General features: G+C 41.0%; 18 protein-coding genes and 2 pseudogenes. 9 read left to right on the top strand and 11 right to left on the bottom strand.

The window, feature by feature from the left end:
- Positions 1-15: 15 nt before the first annotated feature.
- The gene (locus VB836_RS17540; RefSeq protein ID WP_323221174.1) at positions 16-1,164 is read right to left on the bottom strand and encodes a SpoIID/LytB domain-containing protein; all 1,149 of its coding nucleotides are present in this window, start codon (positions 1,162-1,164) and stop codon (positions 16-18) included.
- 305 nt (positions 1,165-1,469) lie between these two features.
- Here VB836_RS17540 and VB836_RS17535 point away from each other — a divergent pair, with 305 nt between their 5' ends.
- From VB836_RS17535 to VB836_RS17525, 3 genes are all read left to right on the top strand, one after another.
- Positions 1,470-3,950 (top strand): AAA family ATPase, encoded by a 2,481-nt coding sequence (locus VB836_RS17535; RefSeq protein ID WP_323221091.1) that lies wholly within the window; start codon positions 1,470-1,472, stop codon positions 3,948-3,950.
- Positions 3,951-3,983: 33 nt separating this feature from the next.
- Positions 3,984-4,211, top strand: a complete 228-nt coding sequence (locus tag VB836_RS17530) for a hypothetical protein (protein ID WP_323221089.1) — start codon at positions 3,984-3,986, stop codon at positions 4,209-4,211.
- 463 nt (positions 4,212-4,674) lie between these two features.
- The gene (locus tag VB836_RS17525; protein WP_323221087.1) at positions 4,675-5,622 is read left to right on the top strand and encodes a ribonuclease Z; all 948 of its coding nucleotides are present in this window, start codon (positions 4,675-4,677) and stop codon (positions 5,620-5,622) included.
- A gap of 68 nt (positions 5,623-5,690) precedes the next feature.
- Here the strand turns inward: VB836_RS17525 and VB836_RS17520 are convergent, their stop codons facing one another.
- On the bottom strand, positions 5,691-6,311 hold the full coding sequence (locus VB836_RS17520) for a hypothetical protein (RefSeq protein ID WP_323221085.1): 621 nt from the start codon (positions 6,309-6,311) through the stop codon (positions 5,691-5,693).
- Positions 6,312-6,587: 276 nt separating this feature from the next.
- On the opposite strand from VB836_RS17520, the gene VB836_RS17515 reads away from it, so the two are divergent.
- Positions 6,588-8,801 (top strand): phosphoketolase family protein, encoded by a 2,214-nt coding sequence (locus VB836_RS17515; protein WP_323221083.1) that lies wholly within the window; start codon positions 6,588-6,590, stop codon positions 8,799-8,801.
- A 97-nt stretch (positions 8,802-8,898) separates the two neighbouring features.
- On the opposite strand, the gene VB836_RS17510 is transcribed toward VB836_RS17515, so the two are convergent.
- Both VB836_RS17510 and vap15 read right to left on the bottom strand, forming a co-directional pair.
- On the bottom strand, positions 8,899-9,315 hold the full coding sequence (locus VB836_RS17510; protein WP_323221081.1) for a putative toxin-antitoxin system toxin component, PIN family: 417 nt from the start codon (positions 9,313-9,315) through the stop codon (positions 8,899-8,901).
- Positions 9,293-9,529 (bottom strand): type II toxin-antitoxin system VapB15 family antitoxin, encoded by a 237-nt coding sequence (gene vap15, locus VB836_RS17505; protein WP_323221079.1) that lies wholly within the window; start codon positions 9,527-9,529, stop codon positions 9,293-9,295. The genes VB836_RS17510 and vap15 overlap by 23 nt, the downstream gene beginning before the upstream one ends.
- A 249-nt stretch (positions 9,530-9,778) precedes the next feature.
- On the opposite strand from vap15, the gene VB836_RS17500 reads away from it, so the two are divergent.
- Complete coding sequence (locus VB836_RS17500) at positions 9,779-11,782, top strand: adenylate/guanylate cyclase domain-containing protein (protein ID WP_323221077.1); 2,004 nt, start codon at positions 9,779-9,781, stop codon at positions 11,780-11,782.
- Positions 11,783-11,925: 143 nt separating this feature from the next.
- Here VB836_RS17500 and VB836_RS17495 read toward each other — a convergent pair whose 3' ends face one another.
- The gene (locus VB836_RS17495) at positions 11,926-12,174 is read right to left on the bottom strand and encodes a hypothetical protein (RefSeq protein ID WP_046281089.1); all 249 of its coding nucleotides are present in this window, start codon (positions 12,172-12,174) and stop codon (positions 11,926-11,928) included.
- Between the two features lie 471 nt (positions 12,175-12,645).
- On the opposite strand from VB836_RS17495, the gene VB836_RS17490 reads away from it, so the two are divergent.
- A complete protein-coding gene (locus tag VB836_RS17490; protein WP_323221074.1) occupies positions 12,646-12,891 on the top strand; it encodes a hypothetical protein in 246 nt (81 codons plus the stop codon).
- A 4-nt stretch (positions 12,892-12,895) separates the two neighbouring features.
- Here the strand turns inward: VB836_RS17490 and cbiE are convergent, their stop codons facing one another.
- The 5 genes from cbiE to VB836_RS17465 form a co-directional block, all read right to left on the bottom strand.
- Positions 12,896-14,185 carry a precorrin-6y C5,15-methyltransferase (decarboxylating) subunit CbiE gene (gene cbiE / locus VB836_RS17485; protein ID WP_323221072.1) on the bottom strand — a complete coding sequence of 430 codons (1,290 nt, stop codon included), beginning with the start codon at positions 14,183-14,185 and terminating at the stop codon, positions 12,896-12,898.
- Between the two features lie 212 nt (positions 14,186-14,397).
- Entirely contained in the window at positions 14,398-15,039 is a 642-nt protein-coding gene (locus VB836_RS17480) for a cobalt-precorrin-8X methylmutase (protein ID WP_323221070.1), read from the bottom strand.
- Between the two features lie 38 nt (positions 15,040-15,077).
- Positions 15,078-16,169 (bottom strand): hypothetical protein, encoded by a 1,092-nt coding sequence (locus VB836_RS17475; RefSeq protein ID WP_323221068.1) that lies wholly within the window; start codon positions 16,167-16,169, stop codon positions 15,078-15,080.
- Between the two features lie 29 nt (positions 16,170-16,198).
- The gene (locus VB836_RS17470) at positions 16,199-17,149 is read right to left on the bottom strand and encodes a DNA cytosine methyltransferase (protein WP_323221066.1); all 951 of its coding nucleotides are present in this window, start codon (positions 17,147-17,149) and stop codon (positions 16,199-16,201) included.
- A gap of 18 nt (positions 17,150-17,167) precedes the next feature.
- Positions 17,168-17,947 carry a DUF1868 domain-containing protein gene (locus VB836_RS17465; RefSeq protein WP_323221064.1) on the bottom strand — a complete coding sequence of 260 codons (780 nt, stop codon included), beginning with the start codon at positions 17,945-17,947 and terminating at the stop codon, positions 17,168-17,170.
- A gap of 33 nt (positions 17,948-17,980) precedes the next feature.
- Here VB836_RS17465 and holA point away from each other — a divergent pair, with 33 nt between their 5' ends.
- Both holA and VB836_RS17455 read left to right on the top strand, forming a co-directional pair.
- Positions 17,981-18,976, top strand: coding sequence for a DNA polymerase III subunit delta (gene holA / locus VB836_RS17460; RefSeq protein WP_323221062.1), 996 nt, complete (start codon positions 17,981-17,983; stop codon positions 18,974-18,976).
- A gap of 133 nt (positions 18,977-19,109) precedes the next feature.
- Positions 19,110-20,141, top strand: coding sequence for a hypothetical protein (locus VB836_RS17455; RefSeq protein ID WP_323221060.1), 1,032 nt, complete (start codon positions 19,110-19,112; stop codon positions 20,139-20,141).
- A gap of 79 nt (positions 20,142-20,220) precedes the next feature.
- Here the strand turns inward: VB836_RS17455 and VB836_RS17450 are convergent.
- A pseudogene (locus VB836_RS17450) lies at positions 20,221-21,532 on the bottom strand (RNA-guided endonuclease InsQ/TnpB family protein).
- A 110-nt stretch (positions 21,533-21,642) separates the two neighbouring features.
- On the opposite strand from VB836_RS17450, the pseudogene VB836_RS17445 reads away from it, so the two are divergent.
- A pseudogene (locus VB836_RS17445) lies at positions 21,643-22,190 on the top strand (endonuclease dU).
- Positions 22,191-22,199 lie beyond the last annotated feature (9 nt).

Raw genomic sequence — 22,199 nt, 5'->3', positions numbered from 1 at the left:
CCGAACATCTGTTCACTATTGGACTCGAACTTTTGCCAAACTCGTATTGCGGTAATAGTGCATGAGAATTTGATAATAGGTGTATCCGGCTCTTGCCAAATTATAAGCCCCCCATTGACTCAAGCCTACACCATGCCCAAAACCCCTGCCAACTACGGTAAAATTTGTAGAATTGGGTTGGCGGTTGACCCGAAACCGAGTGCTTCTCAGTCCTAAAGCTTCGGCGATCGCTTCTCCCGTCATCGTTCGAGTACCGCCCTCCCCGACAACTTTCATTGACAAAATACTTCCAAATGCCGTTGTGCGTTCCGGCGTCATTGAGACAATTTTACCCACTCCAGAAAGGCGCCCAGACAGTTCAGCTTGAGAAAACGTCTTCGTCCATTCAAACACGGGTGAACCCTTGTCATAGTCCGGTACGCCCCGCAAATAAGGCAAGGTATCATCCCAAACATCCTCCACATTTTCCGTATGTCCCCCCGAGGAGGAATGAAAGGCTGCTAAAATCATTTGACCGTTATAGGTTAAGACTTGTCCGGCTGTCGCCCTGACTGCGGCTTGAGTGCCGCCTGACTCGGTTGCTAACCCTTTATAAACCTGAGAACTTTGGTCATCCCCTAAATCATAAACCCCATTACTGCGTTCTCGCTGGTAAAGGGCGTAGGTTCGGGCGGCTACTGCTTGGGCTTTCAAGGCTTCGAGCGGCCAACCACCATCCATTTCTGCCCCTAACACGCTGTAAAGGTATTGTTCGAGATCGACATAGTTAACGGCGGTGATCCCCCCATTTCGCGGAACTAATAACACCCGTCCCCGATACCAGCCTTCAGCGATCCAAACATGACCGTTTCCCGTCGGTTCGATCCAGAGTTGACTTCCTTTCCATTGACCCAAAGAAATGTTTCCTGAGTTGGGTTTAGCAATTAACCCCCCTTGGGGAGAAATTTGTCCTAAGGTTTGACCATTGGCATTACGGACAACGGCTTGGGTTGAACTCCCGACTTTCACCTGATCGGCTTCTTGAGTGACAGCAACCCGTAACAACACCGCAGCCTGGGCGGGTGCAACCATCAACAACCACAACAGCAGGGAAACCCAGCCATATTGTTTAATTCGTCGCAGGGGATAAATTACAAGACCCGTCAAAAATAATCCAGAGTTCATCATCTAAGATCTGAGAGTTGTATTCTGTTGGTACGGCAACCCCTATCTTACCGAACAGTTCGCCGAGTTAGGAATGGGACACGTAATTAGCTTATCCGAACCCATAGATGCGCTATAATCAGCAGTAAACTACGGCTGTATGAAACCCCTGCTCTACTAAACTTATGCGCCTTGACTGTGTTTTTATTAGATTTTACAAATCATTTAATGTTGACTACATTAGACAGCACGACTCTAGAGTTGAAAAGAAACCTTGGGAAATTATTGACTCCGATGACACTAAAATGTGGTATCCCTATATTCAAGTGCCAATTGATCCTAAAATTACAGCAGTTGTAGGCGCAAATGAATCAGGAAAGTCCCATCTATTGAGTGCTATTGAAAAGGCAATTAATGGATATGATTATAAAAATCAAGCAATTGGAGCAAGAGATTTTTGTCGTTACTCAGAGCGTTTCCTTGTGACCTCTGACAAAAATAGATTGCCGGATTTTGGTACAAAATGGTCTCAAATTTCCCCAGAAGAATGTGAACGAATAAAATCAGTATCGGACATTTCAAAAAGTAGTTCTTTTGAGAGCTTTTTTCTATTTCGTAAAAATGGGAATTCATTGACTATTTATCTGGGTGAAGGTGAAGGCAAGTATTCTTCCCATGAAGTTTATCCTAAAAAAGTAGATGAATTGAGGAATATATTACCAGGAACTCGTAGGTTAAAGAGCAATATTGCCCTGCCTTCAAGTATACCCATTAAAAAAGTTATACAAAAATTAAATCCAAAAGAAAGTTACACAACCTACGAAGTTCTCCCTGTTGAGCAACGGAATAAGATTATCAAATTGTTGGAAGAATTTAAGCTCTCTGCAACTCGTAAAAACAAAAGATTACAATCAGTAAGCTTGGCTCAAGATTCAGAAGCAACCAAAGAAGAAGATAGCGATTTACTAAAGATTTTATTAAATCCAGATGGTGGCTTAAGTGAATCCGAAAAAGAAAGACAAGCAGAAGAAATCAATTTAACTATTGACTTGTTGTGCAAAATTGCTGAGGTTAGTGAAAGCAATTTGTTGGATTTAGCTAATTCAATGGAAGAAAATGACGTGGGGTATACTCAGGCACTACTGGATAAAATTAATAGACAATTGTCAGCAAATTTAAATTTTCCAAACTATTGGGTTCAAGATAGTAAATTTCGCTTATTGATGTCCGCAAGAGATCACGACCTTCAGTTTACGATTGTTGATAGAACAGGGACTAAATATTCATTTGATGAACGCAGCAGTGGATTAAAGTATTTCCTTAGTTATTATATACAGCATAGAGCTTATGAACCGCGAGGTGATGCTCCTGAAATTCTTCTGATGGATGAACCAGATGCTTTTTTATCTAGTCAAGCACAGCAAGACTTGCTCAAAATTTTTAAGGAAGTAGCGAGTTCGGAAGGTGGTATCCCAGAATCTCAAGTCATATACGTTACTCATTCGCCTTTTCTTATCGATAAAAATCACGCTGAGAGAATTCGTGTTTTGGATAAGGGTAGTGATTATGAAGGAACTCGTGTAGTCAAAAGTGTATCAAAAAATCACTATGAACCCTTGCGCTCTGCACTCGGATCATTTATTGCTGAGACTGTCTATATTAGTCATTGCAATCTCATGGTAGAGGGACCAGCCGATCAAGTGCTACTTGCAGGTGCGTCAACACATTTACAGAGATTTGATCTTGCTTCTAAACGTGAATCTCTTGATCTAAATGAAATTACAATTGTTCCAGCCGGAGGATCATCAAGTATACCATATTTAACTTATTTAGCTCGTGGGCGTGATTCTGAACAGCCAGCAGTTATTGTTTTTCTGGATAGTGATGAAGCAGGTAATCAAGCCAAACGGGAACTTACCAAAAAAGGTTATGGCCCTCAAAAAAAGCCACGTCTTAAAGAAGATTTTGTTCTACAGGTAAAAGATTTAGAAAACTTTGGAATTCAATTTCCTAAGAAATTGGAAACTCCTGAAGTGGAGGATTTAATACCCGTATCAATTAGTGTATTGGCTGCTCAAAAATATGCTAAGGAAATATGTGATGTCGGAGAGCGTGATATTAAAGATATTACTGAGGATTATGTTCAGCAAAAAGTAAACGATGGCGAAACAATGTTTGATGCTGTTAATGCTTGTGTTCAGGCTTGTTCAAAATCTGAGCGACACCTTGAGAAAATTGGCTTTGCTCGGAGTGTTATTGAAGTAGTAAACGATTTAAGAAGAAACAAATATCCAGAAGCAAAATACAAAGATTCTCTAGAGAAATTTGAATCTAACTTTAAAATACTTTTTCGAGAACTTGACAAGAGAAAATCTCAAGCCGAAACTGAGCGTACTAGAGAAAAAGCCTCTCAGAAAGTGAAAAATCTTTCAGATAGTTTCTTTAATAATCATCCAAATAGTGCAAATCGTGAGGATGCTGTAGAGTTTTTAGAAAAGATGGAGGATTTACTCCTGTCAGATGATAGCTTTGATGCCGAACAAATTAAAAAAGGTATAGAAGCTATTCGGAAGGATTACAAACTCAATATCAATTTGAGAGAACGAGTAGAAAAATATGAAGAGTTTAAGCGTGATGTCAACCGCCTTAAAGATATAGGTAAAATTGAGAGTGAGGAAAAACAAGATGAGAATGAAATTAGTAGTAAAGGAAATGGTTTACCTACTCCTGCAACTGAAAGTTCTACTGCGGCTAATGCCAAGGGAGTTAAAATTGAGACCAAATCTAGTCAGGCTGAACATTCTTAGTTTTAGACTAAAATAATGGAAAAAAGTTAAAAAATGAGTATTTCTATTATTGACGAAGTAATTGAACAGTTAAAAGCCATGCCCCAACACCTGCAATGGCGGGTGCTTGAATTTGCTCGAACGTTGGTAAATCTTGAAGTTCAAGGGACTCCGGGACAACAATTGCTGCGTTTTGCAGGTTCTATTCCTGCTGATGACCTCCAGTTAATGCGTGAGGCTATCGAACAGGACTGTGAACAGGTTGATATCAATGAGTGGTAGATAACTGTTAGATACTAATATTATCATGAAAAATCATTGTCTAAAGTCATGGTTCAAACAGTTTCCGCTCAAGACATTAATCTCCGGTATTTAATTGATCATTTTCAGTTTTAACTGGTTCAAAATCAAGTTGAATTTTTTCCCGAGTGGCGATCGCAACCTCGACGAACTTAACTCAACCGAAAAACAACAGCAGAGACTAAAAAACCCGGTTTCTTCTACGGCTTTCTGAAATTGGCTTCGGTGTATTGTTAAAGAAACCGGGTTTTTGGCGGGGTACCCGATCAATCACCCATACCGCTATAAAATCTTTATATGGCGATCGCAGTTTTAGGTCTGGCATTAAAGATAAATCACTTTACGGTTACGATCGCCCGTTGTCAGTCACGGTAGAAGGTAAAATCTAAACAGGATCAACTTTCGATCTGTACTACAGTTGGCTTGATAGCGGGAGGCGCGAATTTTGCAGATTACTTTTTTAGGAACGAGTTCAGGTGTACCGACGCGATCGCGAAATGTTTCGAGTATAGCCCTACGTTTATCGCAACGGGCGGAATTGTGGCTGTTTGACTGCGGTGAAGGAACCCAACATCAATTTCTACGCAGTGATCTCAAAGTTAGCCAAATTAGCCGCATTTTCGTGACGCATATGCACGGGGATCATGTGTTTGGGTTGGCGGGACTGTTAGCCAGTTGTGGTTTAGCGGGAAATGTCAAACGCATTGACTTGTACGGGCCACCGGGACTGCAAGACTATCTGCAAGCCTGTTTACGTTTCTCACAAACTCATATTTCTTATCCCTTTGCAGTGCATCAAGTTCAACCGGGAGTGGTTTATGAAGATGATGAATATATTGTTAGTTGTCAGCCTTTAAAACATCGAGTCACGGCGTTTGGTTATCGCATTACCGAAAAGGATAAACCCGGACGGTTTAATGTGGAGAAAGCAACCGCGCTAGGCATTCCACCGGGGCCAATTTATGCCAAACTCAAACAGGGAGAAGTTGTCACGTTACCCGATGGTCGAAAAATTAACGGTTCTCAACTCTGTGGTGAACCGATCCCCGGACGTAAATTTGTTTATTGTACCGATACGGTTTTTTGTGACAGTGCGGTAGAATTGGCGAAAGATGCGGATGTTTTAGTTCACGAAGCAACCTTTGCTCATCAAGATGCAGAACTCGCTTTTCAACGCTTGCATTCGACCTCTACAATGGCGGCACAAGTGGCGTTGATGGGGGGAGTCAAAAAGTTAATTATGACGCATTTTAGCCCCCGTTACGCGCCGGGAAATGCGATTTTACTCGAGGATTTGTTAAAAGAAGCCAGATCGATTTTTCCAAATACTGATTTAGCTTATGATTTCTTGAGTTATGAAATTCCTAAAATGGAAGAAACGGCTGTGGCTTGAAGGGTTAGGAGAGGAAATGGTTAAGTCGATAACCCTATGAATTGTTGATGATTTTCTCTCTGTTGGATTCATCTCAGTTCATTCAAATCAGCCTGTTCAACAAAATAGTGTAAAATTCCTAAAACTTGACCAATATTGCTGAGAAAGTATTCATTCAAATCGATTTCTATTCTCTGATCGGTGAGTTGTAGAAATTTCCAGTTTGTCCCCGTTGTCACACAACCATAAATGGTTTTAATATTCTGCTGATGACGCTGGTTAAAAAGCTGGGCGGCTAACATTTGCGCCATACATTGACCTAAGCCTGATAGGATATTGTCATTTTGTGCTTCAACAATTAAAATAATCGGAACTTCGATCATCAGTTGTTGCGGAGAATAACTAATCAAAAAATCACAAAACCCACTTAACCCTTTTTCTGCATCTACTGTAAATTCTTTACCTGAAAATAAACTAATTTTATTTTTGAGTTGGCTTTTGAATTCAAATAAAATGGGAGCGACAATATATTCAGAACGCGATTTTTCCGTATCAATTTCGAGTGCTAAAGGAACATAATTTTCTAAGACTTGAGTTAATAAAGGACTATAATAAACCGATGAAGTCTGGGCAAAGATACCGAATTTTTCGCGAATTTCTATGCCAAAATTTAACTTAATTTGTTCGAGACTAAATTGGCTGTAAGGCATAAATCAATGACTCGCTGCAAAACTATAACCTTTTCTTCAAAAATAGAAATATTGACTTAGCTCATAAGGCTGTCACAGGCTGAATCTTTAACTCAGTTCAGGAAAACCGCATCCACCCTCAACACTTGAGATCGCTATCCTCCAACTTAATTTGATTTAATAAGATTATCTCAGATTATCCCTGAACAAAGTAGATGTAATTGGATTAAGTCCCCATCGATTGTAAAATAAACCTTAAATTGATTCAATGACCGTCAAATTTTTAGGGTATAAAACATGACAGTAGCCGCTTCAAAACCCACATCAGCTACACCGGAGTTTTGCGAAGGAGTTCAGTATTTTAGTGAGACTTTTCCTGAATTTGACACCTACGGGAAAACCCCTGTTATCGCCGAAGGCAGTGTATCCATCAGTGATCCCAGCGATACCGCCGCCGCCTATCAAACGTTATTATACGCCGACGCCCTGCGTTACCTCATCCTACAAGTGACTGCCAGTAAAGCCTCTGGACATCCAGGCGGTTTTGCTAGCCAAGCCGAAGCCTACGCCAGCTTGGTCATGTTAGGTCATAAAAATATTATGACGGAAGTGGGGCATCATGCACCCGGATTTTACAGTGCGATGTTTATCGATCGCTCTTTAGAAGACATGGACATTTTCACCGTCCAACAAATGCGCGATCGCTTCCGAGAAATGCACGGACTCCTTGGCCACCTTTCCGGCTACATTCCCGGCTTACTCAACCCCGCAGGCCCCCTCGGACAAGGACAACATTTTGCGATGGCTGCCGCGATGTTACACCGGGACACCCTGTTTCCCTTCACCTTGGGAGATGGCGGGATGGGTGAACCTTACCCCGTTAGCAGTATTGCCCACTTTAACACCGCTTACCCAGAAGTCACGAACTTCTTACCCGTATTGGTGTGGAATGGCTACAGCCAGGAGCATCATAGCATGGTCTCCACCAAAACCAGCGCCGAAATGATCGCCTACTGGAAAGGCAACGGTTTCGCCGAGGTGATTTTAGTCGATGCTAAAGACTTCGATGATCAAAACCAACCGGGAGATTATGTTGATAGTACCGCCTTTTCCTTCTCAAAACGGATCGAATTTACCCAAGCCGTTTTAACGGGAATGGATCAAGCCGCCAAGTCAGCGCTGGGCGGTAAACTCACCATCTTTATTATCAAACAACTCAAAGGCGCGGGGGTTCACGCACGGGGTTCTAAGTCCCATAACCTCTATCCTCAAGATACCCTCGACAGTCCCCATATCATCGAAACCTTGAAACAACGCGCCCTTCCGCCTGAAGTGTGGGAACTGGTGAGAACAAACGTAGTACGGGCATCCGGTGGGCCAGCTTCTAAAACCGTTGTCACTGAGTTTGAATATCCTCTAGCCGACTTAGGGACTATTCCCCTGAAAGAATTTGCCGTCGCTGGAGATAAACAAGTCGCTACTACCGCAATGGGAGAGTTAGTCGGCTACGTTGGACAACATGATCCGAAATTTATCATCACCAACGCCGACGGTAACGCCGCATCCGGTATCAATAATATTAACGTTGCCCTGAAAATTGTTCACCCGACAACCGATGAAACCTACTTTCAGGGGCCTAACGGTCAGGTATACGAACCCCTGAGTGAAGACGCTTGTGCGGGGCTAGCAGCAGCCTTAGCGTTAATGGGTGTGCGTAGCCTGTGGTGTTCTTACGAGTCTTTTGCGATCAACGGTTTACCCATTTGGCAAACAGTTACCCAAGCGATGGCTGAGTTGCGCCGTCTGACGCCTTCAACCATAACATTATTTACCGCAGGAGCGTTAGAACAGGGGCGCAACGGTTGGACACACCAACGCCCGGAAGTTGAAGCCTATTTTGCGGCGATGCTGCGGAATGGCAATGTATACGCCCTATTCCCGACGGATGCCAATAGTATTCAGGTCTGTTATGACTGGGCGTTAACCACCAAAAATAAGGGCATTACCATCACTGCCAGTAAGTCACCCTTACCCATTCGTACAACCTTTGAACAAACTCGTCAAGCGTTAGAAAATGGGGCGGTAACATTGCAGGAAATACCCGGCGAAAAAATGGTTGTGTTTGCGGTTATTGGCGACATGACGTTAATTCCGGTTTATGAAGCTGCTGAACAATTGCAATCTCAAGGCATTGGTTCTAAGATTGTTTCGGTGGTTAATCCCCGTCGTTTGTACCGTCCGAGTGATGTCGCTTGGGAGAGTTGTTCTGAACCCGACGGAGAGTTTCTCAGCGATGAAGCGTTTGAACAAATGTTTGGCGGCGATGCGTTAATTGGAGTAACAGGCGGCGCAAGTTTGATGTTAGAACCGATTATGTTACGCAGTACCGCAAAACGAGATACTTTTGCTTGGAAACGAGGCGAAACAACCGCGAGTGCAGGTCAGTTGATGGCGTTTAATAATATTACCGCAGAGGCGTTAGTTAAACGCTCAGTTGAGTTTGTTGGCTAAGTTTTAACTCACAAATCTTGTCCGATAATCAAGCCTAAAAACCCGGTTTCTATTGAGTTACCGGGTTTTTAATTAGATTGTCACCTATCCTACAGGTCTACATTGTCTCTAAAAAGTCTTTATAAGTTAAAATTTCAGTACCCTCAAAATTCCCTAAAGTTAATAAATCAGCATCTCCTGTGATCAAAAAATCAGCTTGACTATCTTTGGCTAACGCCAGCAAATAATCATCTTTACTGTCTCTACAAATAGCAACTTCTGAGGTAATTTCTACCCAAAAACCAATAATCCTCAATAATTGGAACAATTCTTGGACTTTTGTTGCCGGAAAATATTTTTGGAGTTTGGGTCTTTGAGTAACTAGATTAACTTCTTCTAGAATTTGTTCGCACAAGACAACCTGGATACTTTGATTAACAATTAATTCTTTAAGATTAGCTAATTGCTGACCAATTAAAAAACTAATCCAAAGATTGGTGTCTATAATCACTTTAACGGGTTGTTTTTCGGGCATGAATTTCTGATCTGACTATTTCGACTTCTTGAGTGATATCTTCTAAATAAATTTCATCAGTTCTAAATGATTCTAAAAGATCTGTTAGTTTGCTATTGATTACCTCTTTTTCAAGTTCTCTACTTAAATGCAATTTTTCGGAATCAGAGAGTTGCTTGACTAGAGATAAAACTTGCTCAAAGTTGAGGGAAAGTTGAAAGTTAGCTTGAGTCATTTTTAGTGAGGTTTGAGATTTAGTGATATTTTAGCTGATTTTTTTCAGGTTGAGGATAGCTTCACGCTTCTAAAATAGTACGTTTCTGCTGAGTAATAAAGGTTAGCTTGGATGAAGTCAGCGTCTTGAAGGAAAAAGGTTGACAACGACAGACTCGGGTTGGTGATATTGATCAAACTCTGAACTGATTAAGTTAGACTGGTAATGCTAGGTCTGACAGTACGGTTTGCGAACAGTTGAGTAAAATTCATGGTGGGTAGTTCCTCCGCACTTTTACAATGGTTGAAGCATAAAGCAGGTAATGTTTCCCTGCGAACCTTTTTGATTGTTCCGTTTATTACGCAGGTTATTACGACTTTTGGTTTAGTGGGGTATTTTTCCTATTACAACGCCCAACAAGCCGTTAATGATTTAGCGTCTCAACTGCGAAATGAACTCACCGCCCGGATTAATCAACAGCTTGGAAGTTATATTAACACCTTTCATGCTATTAATCGTCTGAATGTCGATGCTATCGCCCGAGGTGAAATTGATTTTATTTCGGGTGAAGGGGTGAACCAGTTTCTCCAACAAATTAAAATAGCACCTTACGTTAATAGTGTGTATTGTGGGGAAGAACAAACCGGACATTTTATCGGTGTGAGTCGGACTTCTGATATCAATTTTTTTGAATTAACCGTTAGTAACGCTTCAACGGACTATCGTATGCGTCGGTATCGCTTAGATGTGCGGGCGGATCGAATGTATTTTATCCGGGAAGTTAACCCTTATGATCCCCGTGTTCGTCCTTGGTATCGAGCCGCTAAAGCTGAAGCTCAAGCAACTTGGAGTGAAATTTATTTAGATTTTACCAGTCAAGTTCCGACCATAACAGCAAGTTTACCTGCTTATAGCACCAATGGCAATAGTTTTGTGGGAGTTTGTGGAATTGATGTTTTATTATCAGAGGAATTACGTCAATTTCTGCAAAAATTAGAGCTAGGTCATTCTGGAGAGGCGTTTATTGTAGAACGGTCTGGTAAACTCGTTTCTAGTACAACGGATGATCCGTTAACCGGGGTTAATGGCGATCGCCTCAAAGCCACTAAAAGTCATGATATCTTAGTGAAAGAAACGGCACAATATTTACAGCAGCGTTATGGAAATTTGCAAAAGATTCGCCAGCCCCAACAACTTGATTTTGAACTCGAAGGAAAACGTCAATTTATAGAAGTTTTACCGTTCAAAGATAGTCGTGGTTTAGATTGGTTAATTGTTTTAGTTGTACCAGAAAACGATTTTATGGCAGAAATTAATGCCAATAATCGCACGACTTTTTTACTTTGTCTTGTAGCTCTAATTCTGACAACAATTTTAGGACTAATTACCGCCCGTTTGATTAGTTTTCCAATTTCTCGTCTCAGTCAAGCTAGCCAAGCCATTGCTCAGGGTGATTTTCATCAATCAGTTCAACCCGAAAATATCAAAGAGTTGCGAATATTAGCTCAATCTTTTAATACGATGACTCAACAACTTCAAGAGTCTTTTACAGCCTTAGCAAAAACCAACGAAGAACTTGAAAATCGAGTCGAAGAACGAACGTCAGAATTGCGCTTAGAAAAGGAAAATTCAGAACAATTACTCTTAAATATTCTCCCAAAAGCCATTGCGGATCAACTCAAACAAGGAGAAAGAACCATCGCTTCAGCAATGGAAGAAGTAACCATTTTGTTTGCAGATGTCGTCGGGTTTACCCCTTTATCGGCGAAAGTTCCACCGATACAATTAGTGGGTTTACTCAATAAACTCTTTTCAAGTTTTGACTACTTAGCAGAACAATATCAACTCGAAAAAATTAAAACCATTGGAGATGCTTATATGGTGGTTGGAGGTTTACCCCTTCCTCAAGAAAATCATGCAGAAGCTATTGCAGATATGGCGTTAGAAATGCAGAATATTATGACAATCTTTCAAGCCGAGACTATTTTAGGAGATTTTGAAGAATGCCAAAATTTAAAAATTAGAATAGGAATTAATACAGGTTCCGTTGTCGCAGGTGTCATTGGAATTAAAAAGTTTATTTATGATTTGTGGGGAGATGCGGTAAATATTGCATCTCGGATGGAGTCATCGGGAGAACCGGGACGAATTCAAGTCACAGAAGAAACTTATCAACGATTAAAAGACAAGTATTACTTTGAAACCCGAGGTGAAATTTCGGTTAAGGGGCGGGGGAAAATGAAAACTTATTGGTTAATTGGAAAGAAAAATTGACAATTTTCTAGAAGAAGTCAAGCAACAGGTGATCTTAGTTCCTCACACTTGGGTTTTTAAAGATGCAATGAACAATCATTTCATAACATCTTTTACTGAGTCACCCAAATTGAGAGAAAAAGCTGATTAACCCCCAATAAAAATTAAATTTTTCTGGGGCTATTCGTGCTTCTAGAATGCTTGATATCTAAATCTTCTATTTCTGAATACAGAACGTATTCTGGCTGTTTTTTAAGCAGTTTATTGTATCGATAATAGAGTTGTTCAGAACTATTTTTTGGGTAATCGCTTTTCTCTAAAACTCGATGATCTTGATCCGGCAAATTCTCAGATCCATTCTCATTCAAGATTAAAACTAAGCCGAGAATTAAATAAACTAATATGACTTCCATGCTGACAGTTTCTCCTAGTTTTTGTTAGTCAACTCAAGTTATACCCAAAAGTCAAACTTTGAAGATGATTCACTATTTCTCATCCTACAGCTAAAAGAGGAATTAATAATGAATTCTGTTTTACAGAAATTCAAGTTAAATTGTTGTAAGGTGTTATAAACTTAAATAAAGCTTAAAAAATCTTATTTTTGTATTTTGTTCGTTATGTTGAGTCACGAACCATAAACCCGCTTTTTAAACGAAACTCAACATTTGCGTCCTGAATGACGAATAAAAACCGGGTTTTTTAGCCAAGATGTGCCTCAGTCTTGTGTTTGCTACGGGGAGTCCTTGAAAAAACAAACTTTAATAAAGTTAAGATAAATTTTTATATAGTTTTGTATCATTATAGATATAATTATTTATGAACTCGATGGATTGACCGAGGAAGAAATTGCTATCGTTGAAAATCAATAAACTAGGGACAGCAATATGCAAGTAACAAAAGAAAGCTTGAAACAAGAAATTGATCAATTGAACGATGAGCAACTCAAGCAGATTGCAGAATTTATTGAATTTATCAAATTTCGCAGTCGATTTAATCAAAAAGTAGTTAATTTGGAGCAATTTGCCAGTCTCTATCAAGAATTTGCCGACGAAGATAAAGAACTTGCAGAAATGGGAATGGCAGATTATGTTGAGCAACTGCGACAAGAGGATCGTTACTCAATACCTTAAATATTTAGACATTAGGTAAATGATGAATCGTAATAATTGTCACTGGATTAAGGGGAGAAAATCGTGTTAAACTGCTAATAGGAACTGAACGGGATAACTGAACCTGTAACAACTGATAACGCCAAGTTTGTTCAACTACAATTCTATTTTCTAGCCAATTTAACGCTCGATTCAAATGTTCTAAGGTCGCTAAGGCTAAGACAATCGTTCCTCCTGAAATCAGGCGTAAACTACAGAGTCCTAAAATCTCCTCTAAATTTCCCCCACTTCCCCCAATAAAAATCCGATGAGGAGCGCGTAAACGATGTAAAATAGCAGGTGCTTCCCCGTGAATTGAAATCACATTATTCGTCTGAAATCTCTCTCGATTCTGCTCAATTAACGCTGTTCCTGCTGCCGTTTTTTCCACTGCATAGACTGTAGAATTAGCAAATAAACGCGCAATTTCTATCGAAACTGAACCCGTCCCCGCCCCAATATCCCAGATAATTTGCTCCGGTTGTAACGCTAATTCTCCTAAAATTAAGGTTCTCACTTCCCGCTTGGTCATCAGTCCGGGGCGATCGCTAAAACTACAAAATAGCTGATCCGGTATTCCTAAAAACGGAACTTGAGATAAATCTAAACGGGGAGAAAGACTAGATTCTCTTAACAAGATTACCACATTTAACGACGCAAATTTCTGAGTCGAAATCTCATCAATTGACCATTGTTGAACTCGCTCATCAATTCCGCCTAAATTTTCACACACCCAAAATTGATAAACTGTGGGTAAATCGAGAGAAGATAGTAGACGAGCGATCGCTTTTGGGGTATGATCAGTTGTATCGGTTAAAATGGCGATTTTTTCTGTACCTTGCTGAAGGGCTTGTGTTAACTGCTCAAAAGAACGTCCATGTGTACTAATAATCTCAGCATCCTGCCAAGGAATTTTAACCCGATTAAACGCTAATTGAATCGAACTCAAATGAGGATGAAAGGTCAATTTTTCTGGGGGAAATTTCGCTAATAATAACCGTCCCAACCCAAAAAATAACGGATCACCCGATACTAATACGACAACAATGGGATCAAGATCCGGTGTATTGGTTTCAAACGCCAATAAATAGTGCTGAATTTCAACTAAAGTTGCTGTCAAGTCTTGTAATATTATCCGAGGTGCCGGATGATCTGGAAAATAACGAAGATGGCGATCGCTTCCCACTAAAATAGTTGCTTGATCAACAATTTGTCGCACGGACTCACTCAGTCCCGCTTCTCCATCTAAACCAATTCCAACCACCTGTATTGTCAATTTATCTCACTTAATATTGTTTACAAAAACCCCACTGGTAACGGATTAAATTGTGGTTGAGATAATTAAACCAATGCTAAGATAAAAACGGATAGATAATCTGAACCCACCCAAAGCCATCCGTTTCCAAAAGCATAAATCCAAAAAACCCACAATTAACCCATCCGTTTCCAAAAAACATAAACCTAAAAAACCCAGCATTCACCCATCCGTTACAAAACCCCACCATTAACCCATCCGTTATAACGTTCCCAGGCTAATACAATTAAAGCATTTAAAATTGCCGCAGCCACCGCCGAACCCCCTTTTCGTCCTTCTATTCTAATTTGCGGGACGGGAGTTTGAGCAAGAACCATTTTTGATTCTACAACAGAGACAAACCCCACAGGAACACCAATAATTAACGAAGGTTTAACTAAGCCTTGACTGACTTGTGAACAGAGGGATAATAAAGCAGTTGGGGCGTTACCAATGACAAAAATTCCATCGGGAAATTGTTCCGCTATTTTTAATAGTCCCGTTTCGGTGCGGGTTTTTCCGGGGAGGGGGTTGGAAGCCTGTTCAATGGCGCATATTAGGGGATTTTTAAAGGTTTTGGCGATCATTCCAGCAACCCCTTGCTTAACCATGCCCACATCTGTAATAATAGGCTTACGATTAGCTATGCTGGCGATTCCCTGCTCAATTGCATCGGGACTAAAGCGAATCAGTTGGGCGAGTTCAAAGTCTGCGGTGGCATGAATAGCTCTACGAACGATCGGATATTCGTTAGCAGTAAAGGAATGTTCGCCAATTTCGCTATCAATTATTTCAAAGGATTTTTGAGTGATTATTCCATCGAGTTGTTCAACCATAGCTTTATTGTTACCCTCTCATTTTATTTATTACTGGTTTAGCGAACTGACCAATCTTCTAATGTCATTTGTATAATCCCTTCGACGGAATTAAAATCTGATAAATCAACGGGTCTTAAGTTTTGGCGAGATTTCATATACTTACGATAATTAATGTAGTAATCCTCAAATTTGTCAAAAACTGTATCTATCTCTGGTGTTTTTAGCGGATATTTTAAGGGAAATTTAGATCCCTTACAAATTTTTGTATTTAAGTCCGAAAGTTCGTTAACTTTAATAAAGTCATCAGTCTCCACAAAAATAAAAGAAATACGCTTCTTCCAACATTTGGGAATAGGTTGACGAGGATCAAAGTCAACTGTTGGCAAATAAAGAATTAAGTATAACTTGTCTTTTGTTCCATCTTCGATTATCTCATAATTTAGAAAAATACATATTTTTTTGGGTAGTATTTCACCTTGCTTATTGAATTTGGCAAATCTCATCTGTTTTAAAATTCCATTTGAATCATAAGAAAAAGATTTTTGATAACTTAGATCGGGATGATAAGATAAGATTTTCTCAATAATTTTTAAAATAGGTTCTCGCTTGTCCGGGTTCGCTAATAAATAGCCTTGAATAAAGGAAGGTAAAGTATCAAAGAAAGAATCTTCAACAATCTCAATTTTAGCTTTAGAATGAAAGTCTCCATTAATCTGATCGAACTTTAAAAAATATTCTCCATCTCTGCTTTTGATAACTTCATAAGTCATTAATATACAGTTTGGGATTTGTTGTTTTGCATATTCTATCGCACTACTGGAAAATTTGGAAGCAATTGCAATCAAAATAAAATCTTGACTACTGTCGATTTTTGAGGATTCTGAAAATTGATGAATTTCTTGTTTTAAGTGATTTTGATATCGGACAAGTTGATCGATACATCCTTTGTTACCCACTTTTTTTAGTTCTAAAATAGCAAGCTGTTTCTGAGATGTAATTCCAAGTATATCACTTCTATTTTGCTTGTTAATAAAATATTGTTTTTTAAACTTTTCTAATTTAAGTAAAGATTCTAAATGTATCCATGTCACTTCTTCCAGTAACGCTTCTGACTTGAATAATAATTTTCCTCTCTCCTGATATAGCATATTGACTGGTTTGACGGTGATTAGATTAATTATAGATTAACTTGATAATCTCGTTTAACCGATTCTATTTTTGGGAAATGAATCACTTCTTCCATCGTAGACTCAATCATACATTTTCCCACAAATTCTGCTAACTTAACGGGAACTGCATTTCCGATCATTTGTTCGAGATCGGTTTTAGATCCTTCAAAAATAAAGGTTTCGGGGAAGGTTTGAATATAGCTTCTTTCTATTGTCGTTAACGGACGAATATTTGGGGTGATTTGTACTGGATCTTGGGGATGTTTTTGATAGGTTTTGGGAATGGGACGGTTAACGCCTCTGACGGTTGGACTGGGTTCGTCGATGCTAAATATTCCTCGACGTTGATAGCTTCTGGGATGTCTATAATAATATTCGAGTCCCAGTTTATCGCCTAAATAATCTCGAACGGTTGTCGGTTTTGAGGATAATTTGAAATCAAAATCACTCAATAAACGATTATCTTTTCCGTTTAATTCTCCCACCCAGAAAAACCGTTTTCTTTTTTGCGGAACTCCACATAAACTGGCATCAAACACTTTTTCAGTGAGTCCATAACCGGACTGTTTAAACAGTGTTTTGGCTTGGGTATATTGACGACTTTTTTTGAATAAGGCGACATTTTCGAGGATAAACCATTGGGGTTTAATTGTGGTAATAATATCAGTAAAAGCCAGAGTTAAATCACCTCGTCCTAAATTTTCATCTCGTTTTCCTGCACTGGAAAAATCTTGACAAGGAGGCCCGCCAACAATGACATTAGGAGTAAAGGGTTTAATTAAATTAACCGCAGCTTTCACATCTTGCAGATCACTCAAAAAAATGGGATGAGCGAAGTTTTTTTGATAAACTTTAACTGCGCTTTCCCAGTGATCAAAAGCAGCAACAACATTAAACCCTGCTTGTTGTAAGCCGAGTGATAAACCTCCACACCCGGCGAATAAATCAACAACTCTCATTGAATAATAATCTAGCCTTCAAAACTCAAGAACTGGCCAATTGTCCTCCCGATAATAACGAGTCATATCATCAAATTTGCGAAGTTCGGCGCGTTTGATGAGTAATTCTTGAGGAGAGTCCATCCACTGATGGTTAAAATCAGATAAAACCGTGCTAATTTGATGCCGATCTAAATCTGATGGAATGGTACCAAAATACCCAAAGGTAATATGAGCAGTAAAATGATACTGTTGTTCAATTCCTAAAGCCATAAAACTGGGATTTTGATAAATAGCTCGCCGGAATTTTACAATCTCCTCATAGGAACTTTCATCTCTTGGTGCCAAACAAACCCCGATCGCCCGAGTCATCACAATAATTCCCAGAACTTGCCAACGAATTGGCTGATCACTTACATTCGCTTGAAAAGCTGAAAAAGATTCAGCGATCGCCCCTTGTAATTTGTGATCAAACGACTGATCTTGACTCGCATCCCGATAGCTACTATCCCAAATCAAATCGGCCAAAGTCAAGTGTAAGCTATCAGCAGGTACAGGTACCCACAATTGGGAATCAAATTTTTCAGCCAGTTGTTGCTGACAAGCTTGTAGATGGTCGTAAAAACCCCGATTATCTGGATCATCAGCTACAGGAGGTGTAATGATGGTATAACCCGGAAAAGGAACCGCTTGTCGTCCCCCAACCGGAAGGAGTTTGTACTTGGGAGACTCCTGGATGTGTTCTAACTGAGAGATATAGGTTTCTAGTAGCGTCATCCGCGCCACCCGATTCACGTAAACTTGGTAAGTATCGTCCAATCTTTTTCGCCTCTTGTTCGGAAACCTTCACAGATGCCAGTTTACCTCTACTGGGGAGATGATGAATTTTCTCTTGCTAAAGCCGTAGATGCTCTGCGCGAGTCCATCCTCGATCCTAGCTGGTCTACATTCAATTTTGACAAAATTCTGCCCGATTCGCCAAATGCTGTTATTTCTGGCCTAAATCAGGCCATGACCCCACCGTTTGGCTTGGGAAGTCGTTTGGTGTGGCTGGTTAATACCCCGATCACCCAACACTGTTCCGAAGACATCCTCAAGGAATTACAACGAACCCTGGAAGTGATTCCGCAGACAACAACGCTGTTACTGACAACGCCGAATAAACCGGATGGTCGTCTCAAGTCTACAAAATTACTGCAACAGCAGGCCACCGTTCAAGAATTTTCCCGCATTCCCCCCTGGAAAACCGACCAACTCGAACAGCGTGTTAAACAAGTCGCCGCAGAACTCGGAGTCAAACTCACATCACCCGGAGTTGAACGGTTAGCCGAAGCTGTGGGAAACGATACGCAACAACTATACAACGAATTAGAAAAATTAAAACTCTATGCCGGAAATGACTCCAAACCCCTGAATATAGAAGCGATCGCCTCCCTCGTTCAGTCTAATACTCAAAATAGCCTGAAACTCGCCAATGCGATTAAAGCGGGAAATACCCATCAGGCTCTAGAATTAATAGCAGCTTTGATCGATCACAATGAACCTGGACTGCGAATTGTCGCCACATTAGTGGGTCAATTTCGCACTTGGTTATGGGTCAAACTAATGATAGATCGCCAAGTCAAAGATGAGCGAGAAATCGCCAAAGCAGCCGAAATTAGTAATCCTAAGCGCATTTATTTTCTGCGTCAAGAGGTGCAATCCCTTTCCGTTAACCAACTCCAACAAAGCTTACCTCTGTTGCTCGAGTTAGAAACCCAACTCAAACGCGGTTCAGATGAAATCTCAACCCTACAAACTCACGTCATTGCCTTGTGTAACCTATTTCAATCTCAATCTCGGCGGTAGAATTTAAACAGAATGCTTGTGGCTGTTTCCCGGCGGATTCGACCCCTTGAGCGTCTTGTCAAATCAGGTTACACAGCTTACAAAAACAGATAGTATCATTGAATTGCCAGTTACCCCTTATAGAGGGTGAGCCATGCCAGACGAAAACCAACGGGATCTCGCTAAACAACTCGCCAAACAAGGCGATCCAAAAGCGATCGCCAGTGCGATCAACCATTCCCTTAAACCGAAAGGCATTAATGCAGATGTCATGCGGGATAATGGCTGTCTTCATGTCATGCTTGAAGGCGAACAAGTCCCCAATAATCAAAAAGCTTTAGTGAGCTTTATTGAGAACGGGATGAAGAGGCTTGATATTGACTCCGTTTATACGGTGAAGATTTACGGGCGTCAGTTTGGGGATGACATACCCCTATGGGAAGATGAAATCATTCTCAAGATCCCTCCCGAGGAATCTTTAGATCTCGACGAAGAACCCATTCCTCCGATGCCTCAGTTTGACTTCAATGACGATGAGGAGGAGAATTTGAACGATGATCACATTCCGGAGGGAGTTCTTCCCCAGGAAGTGATCATTTCTGATGATGACGACGAAGACAACTACGCCTTTGATGACGAAAGCGTTGACGACGAAGACTATGACGACAATCTAGAAGCCAATTACAACCCAGAAGAAGACGATGACTTGGAGGAAGAAACCGAACGAGTCCCGCCCAATAACAAAGGTAAAATACTACTGTTTGTTTTCTTGGTGACTTTGTTGGCGATCGCCGCCTTAGCTGGTTTACACTTTAGCGGGATTTATAAACTCCCCTTCCTCAGTGGCGGGAGTTCAGAATCAGAAGTTGAACCCTCAACCCCAGAAGAAACCCCACCCGAGACGTCTGGGGAAACCCCGGCTTCTCCCCCACCAACGGCGACCCAAACCCCCTCTGATCCTTGGGCAGAAGCGGTTCGTTCGGCGATTAGTGCGGCGAACTTGGCTCAAACCGCTCAATCTCGAACTGAGTGGGAAAGCGTCGCCAGCCAATGGGGACAAGCCGTTGAACGGATGAAACAAGTCCCTGAGTCTAGTCCCAACTATCAAACCGCTCAACAAAAAGCTACAGAATACGAAAGGAACCGTCAAGTCGCACTCCAAAGAGCCGCAGGTGCGTCCAACTAGAGATCAAATGAACCTCGAATCCCTACTGAAACTTAATCGTTTGACACTCCCACGTCGTAAACGACGGGGATTCTTCATTCTACGACTCGACTTGCTGAGACAGGATTTCTCCTATCACAGTAGAGGTAAAATCTCCTGTTCGCCGCAGGCGTTCCCGAAGGGTAGCGTTTTGATCTAAGATCCAAGTTCCGCTATGCCCTAGCGTACTCAAAGCTGAATTCAGTATATTAATTGCGGCGTTATGATCCCTGTCTAACTCGCACCCACACTGACAAATATGAGTTCGAGTTGATAGAGATTTTTTAACAATCGCACCACAATTAGAGCAGGTTTGGGAGGTATAAGCCGGGTTAACAGCAACCGTTACCCGACCAAACTTGCTTCCAAAATACTCTAACCATTTTCTGAATTGATACCAACCCGCATCATTAATTGACTTGGCTAGACAATGATTCTTTACTAAGTTCTTAATCCTCAAGTCTTCGTAGGCGACCAAATCGTTTGATTGGATTACGCAACGCGCCAGTCTTTTGGCGTGTTCTACACGTTGTCTACTTATTTTGAGGTGTGCTTTGCCCAGTCGTTTAATGGCTTTTAATCGGTTGGCACTGCCAATATTTTTTCTTGAAACGCGCTTTTGATAAAGCTTTAATCGCTTTTCGTTTTTTCTGTAGAAACGAGGGTTTAACTCAGTATTGCCATTACTATCGGTGTAGAACTCTTTTAATCCTACATCCAATCCAATTGTTTTCCCTGTCGGTTGTATTTTTACCTTCACCTCGACTTGGATACAAAATTGAACGTAATAGCCGTCAGCCCTTCTAACCAGCCTCACTCGTTTAATTTGTTCAACTGGATAAAATGCCAGATCCCAAGTTCCGACAAGCTTGAGTTTTCCAATCCCTTTTTTATCGATAAATTCGATATGTTTGGGGTCTAAAAGTTTCCAACCGCTCTGTTTGTATTCAACAGAACGACTGTTTTTCTTGAACCTCGGATAACCCTTCTTGCCAGGTACTTTCTCTCTTGGTGCGCGTCTCTTGCGAACTTCCTCCTCGCAGGCGTGACCCCAAGACCGGAGTTCGCGCTTCCTTGGCTCCGTTAGACGGAGCAGGGTCGCACCGCTTCTTACAATTATCAAAGAACCTAGCAATAGCTGACCAACACCGTTCTACAGACGCCTGACAAGCGTGTGAATTCAAGTCTCTGACAAAAGGGTACATAGCTCGGAGTTCAGTGTTATATCGATACAACTCTTTTCTTCCGAGTCCGCGATTATCCATCCAATACCGCAAGCAAGAATTCCGAACAAACTGAGATGTTTGGATGGCTTCATCGATTGCTTTATATTGATACGCTTTTCCTTTTGCTTTAAATTCGTAGACGATCATTGACACTGGCTTGCTTGGCGTATAATATTATCATACCACATAGATGCTATATGCAGAAAGTAAGTTAACCCTCGTAAACGACGGGGCTTGCATCCCGCTTTTTTTCGGTCATTCGGGTAATTGGTTTTGATGATGCTCCCTTTGAGCGTCACAGTGGCCAACAAGTCTCTATTGCAGGGGTGGTTTGTAGTGGAACTCGCTTTGAGGGTATGGTTTGGGGAACTGTGCAATCGGATGGCTGGGATGCGACAGATACCCTTTGTGACTTACTGATGGGGGGTAAGTTCTTACCCCAGTTGCATCTCGTTTTAATCGATGGGATTGGCTTTGGAGGGTTTAATTTGGTCGATTTACCGGAGTTGGCGAGTCGATTAGAAAGACCTTGTGTGGCGGTGATGCGCCGTCCACCGAATTTAAACAAAATCGAACAGGCGTTAGGACGTTTAAGCGATCGTGAAAAACGACTGCAAATTTTAAGTCGTGCAGGTGAAATTCATGCCTATCCTCCCTTTTTTTTCAGGTGTGCGGTGAAGAACCCTGGGCGATCGCGATGGCTTTGGATCGTTTGACTGATTGTGGTAAGGTTCCAGAAGCTCTGCGTTTGGCTCACTTAATTGGTGCGGCTGTGATCAAAGGAGAAAGCGGCAGTCAAGCTTAATTTCATTGC

The sequence above is a fragment of the Limnoraphis robusta BA-68 BA1 genome (assembly GCF_034932365.1).
GTDB lineage: Bacteria > Cyanobacteriota > Cyanobacteriia > Cyanobacteriales > Microcoleaceae > Capilliphycus > Capilliphycus robustus.
Note: the sequence above shows the minus strand (reverse complement) of the source record. Positions and strands in the feature narration are given on the sequence as shown.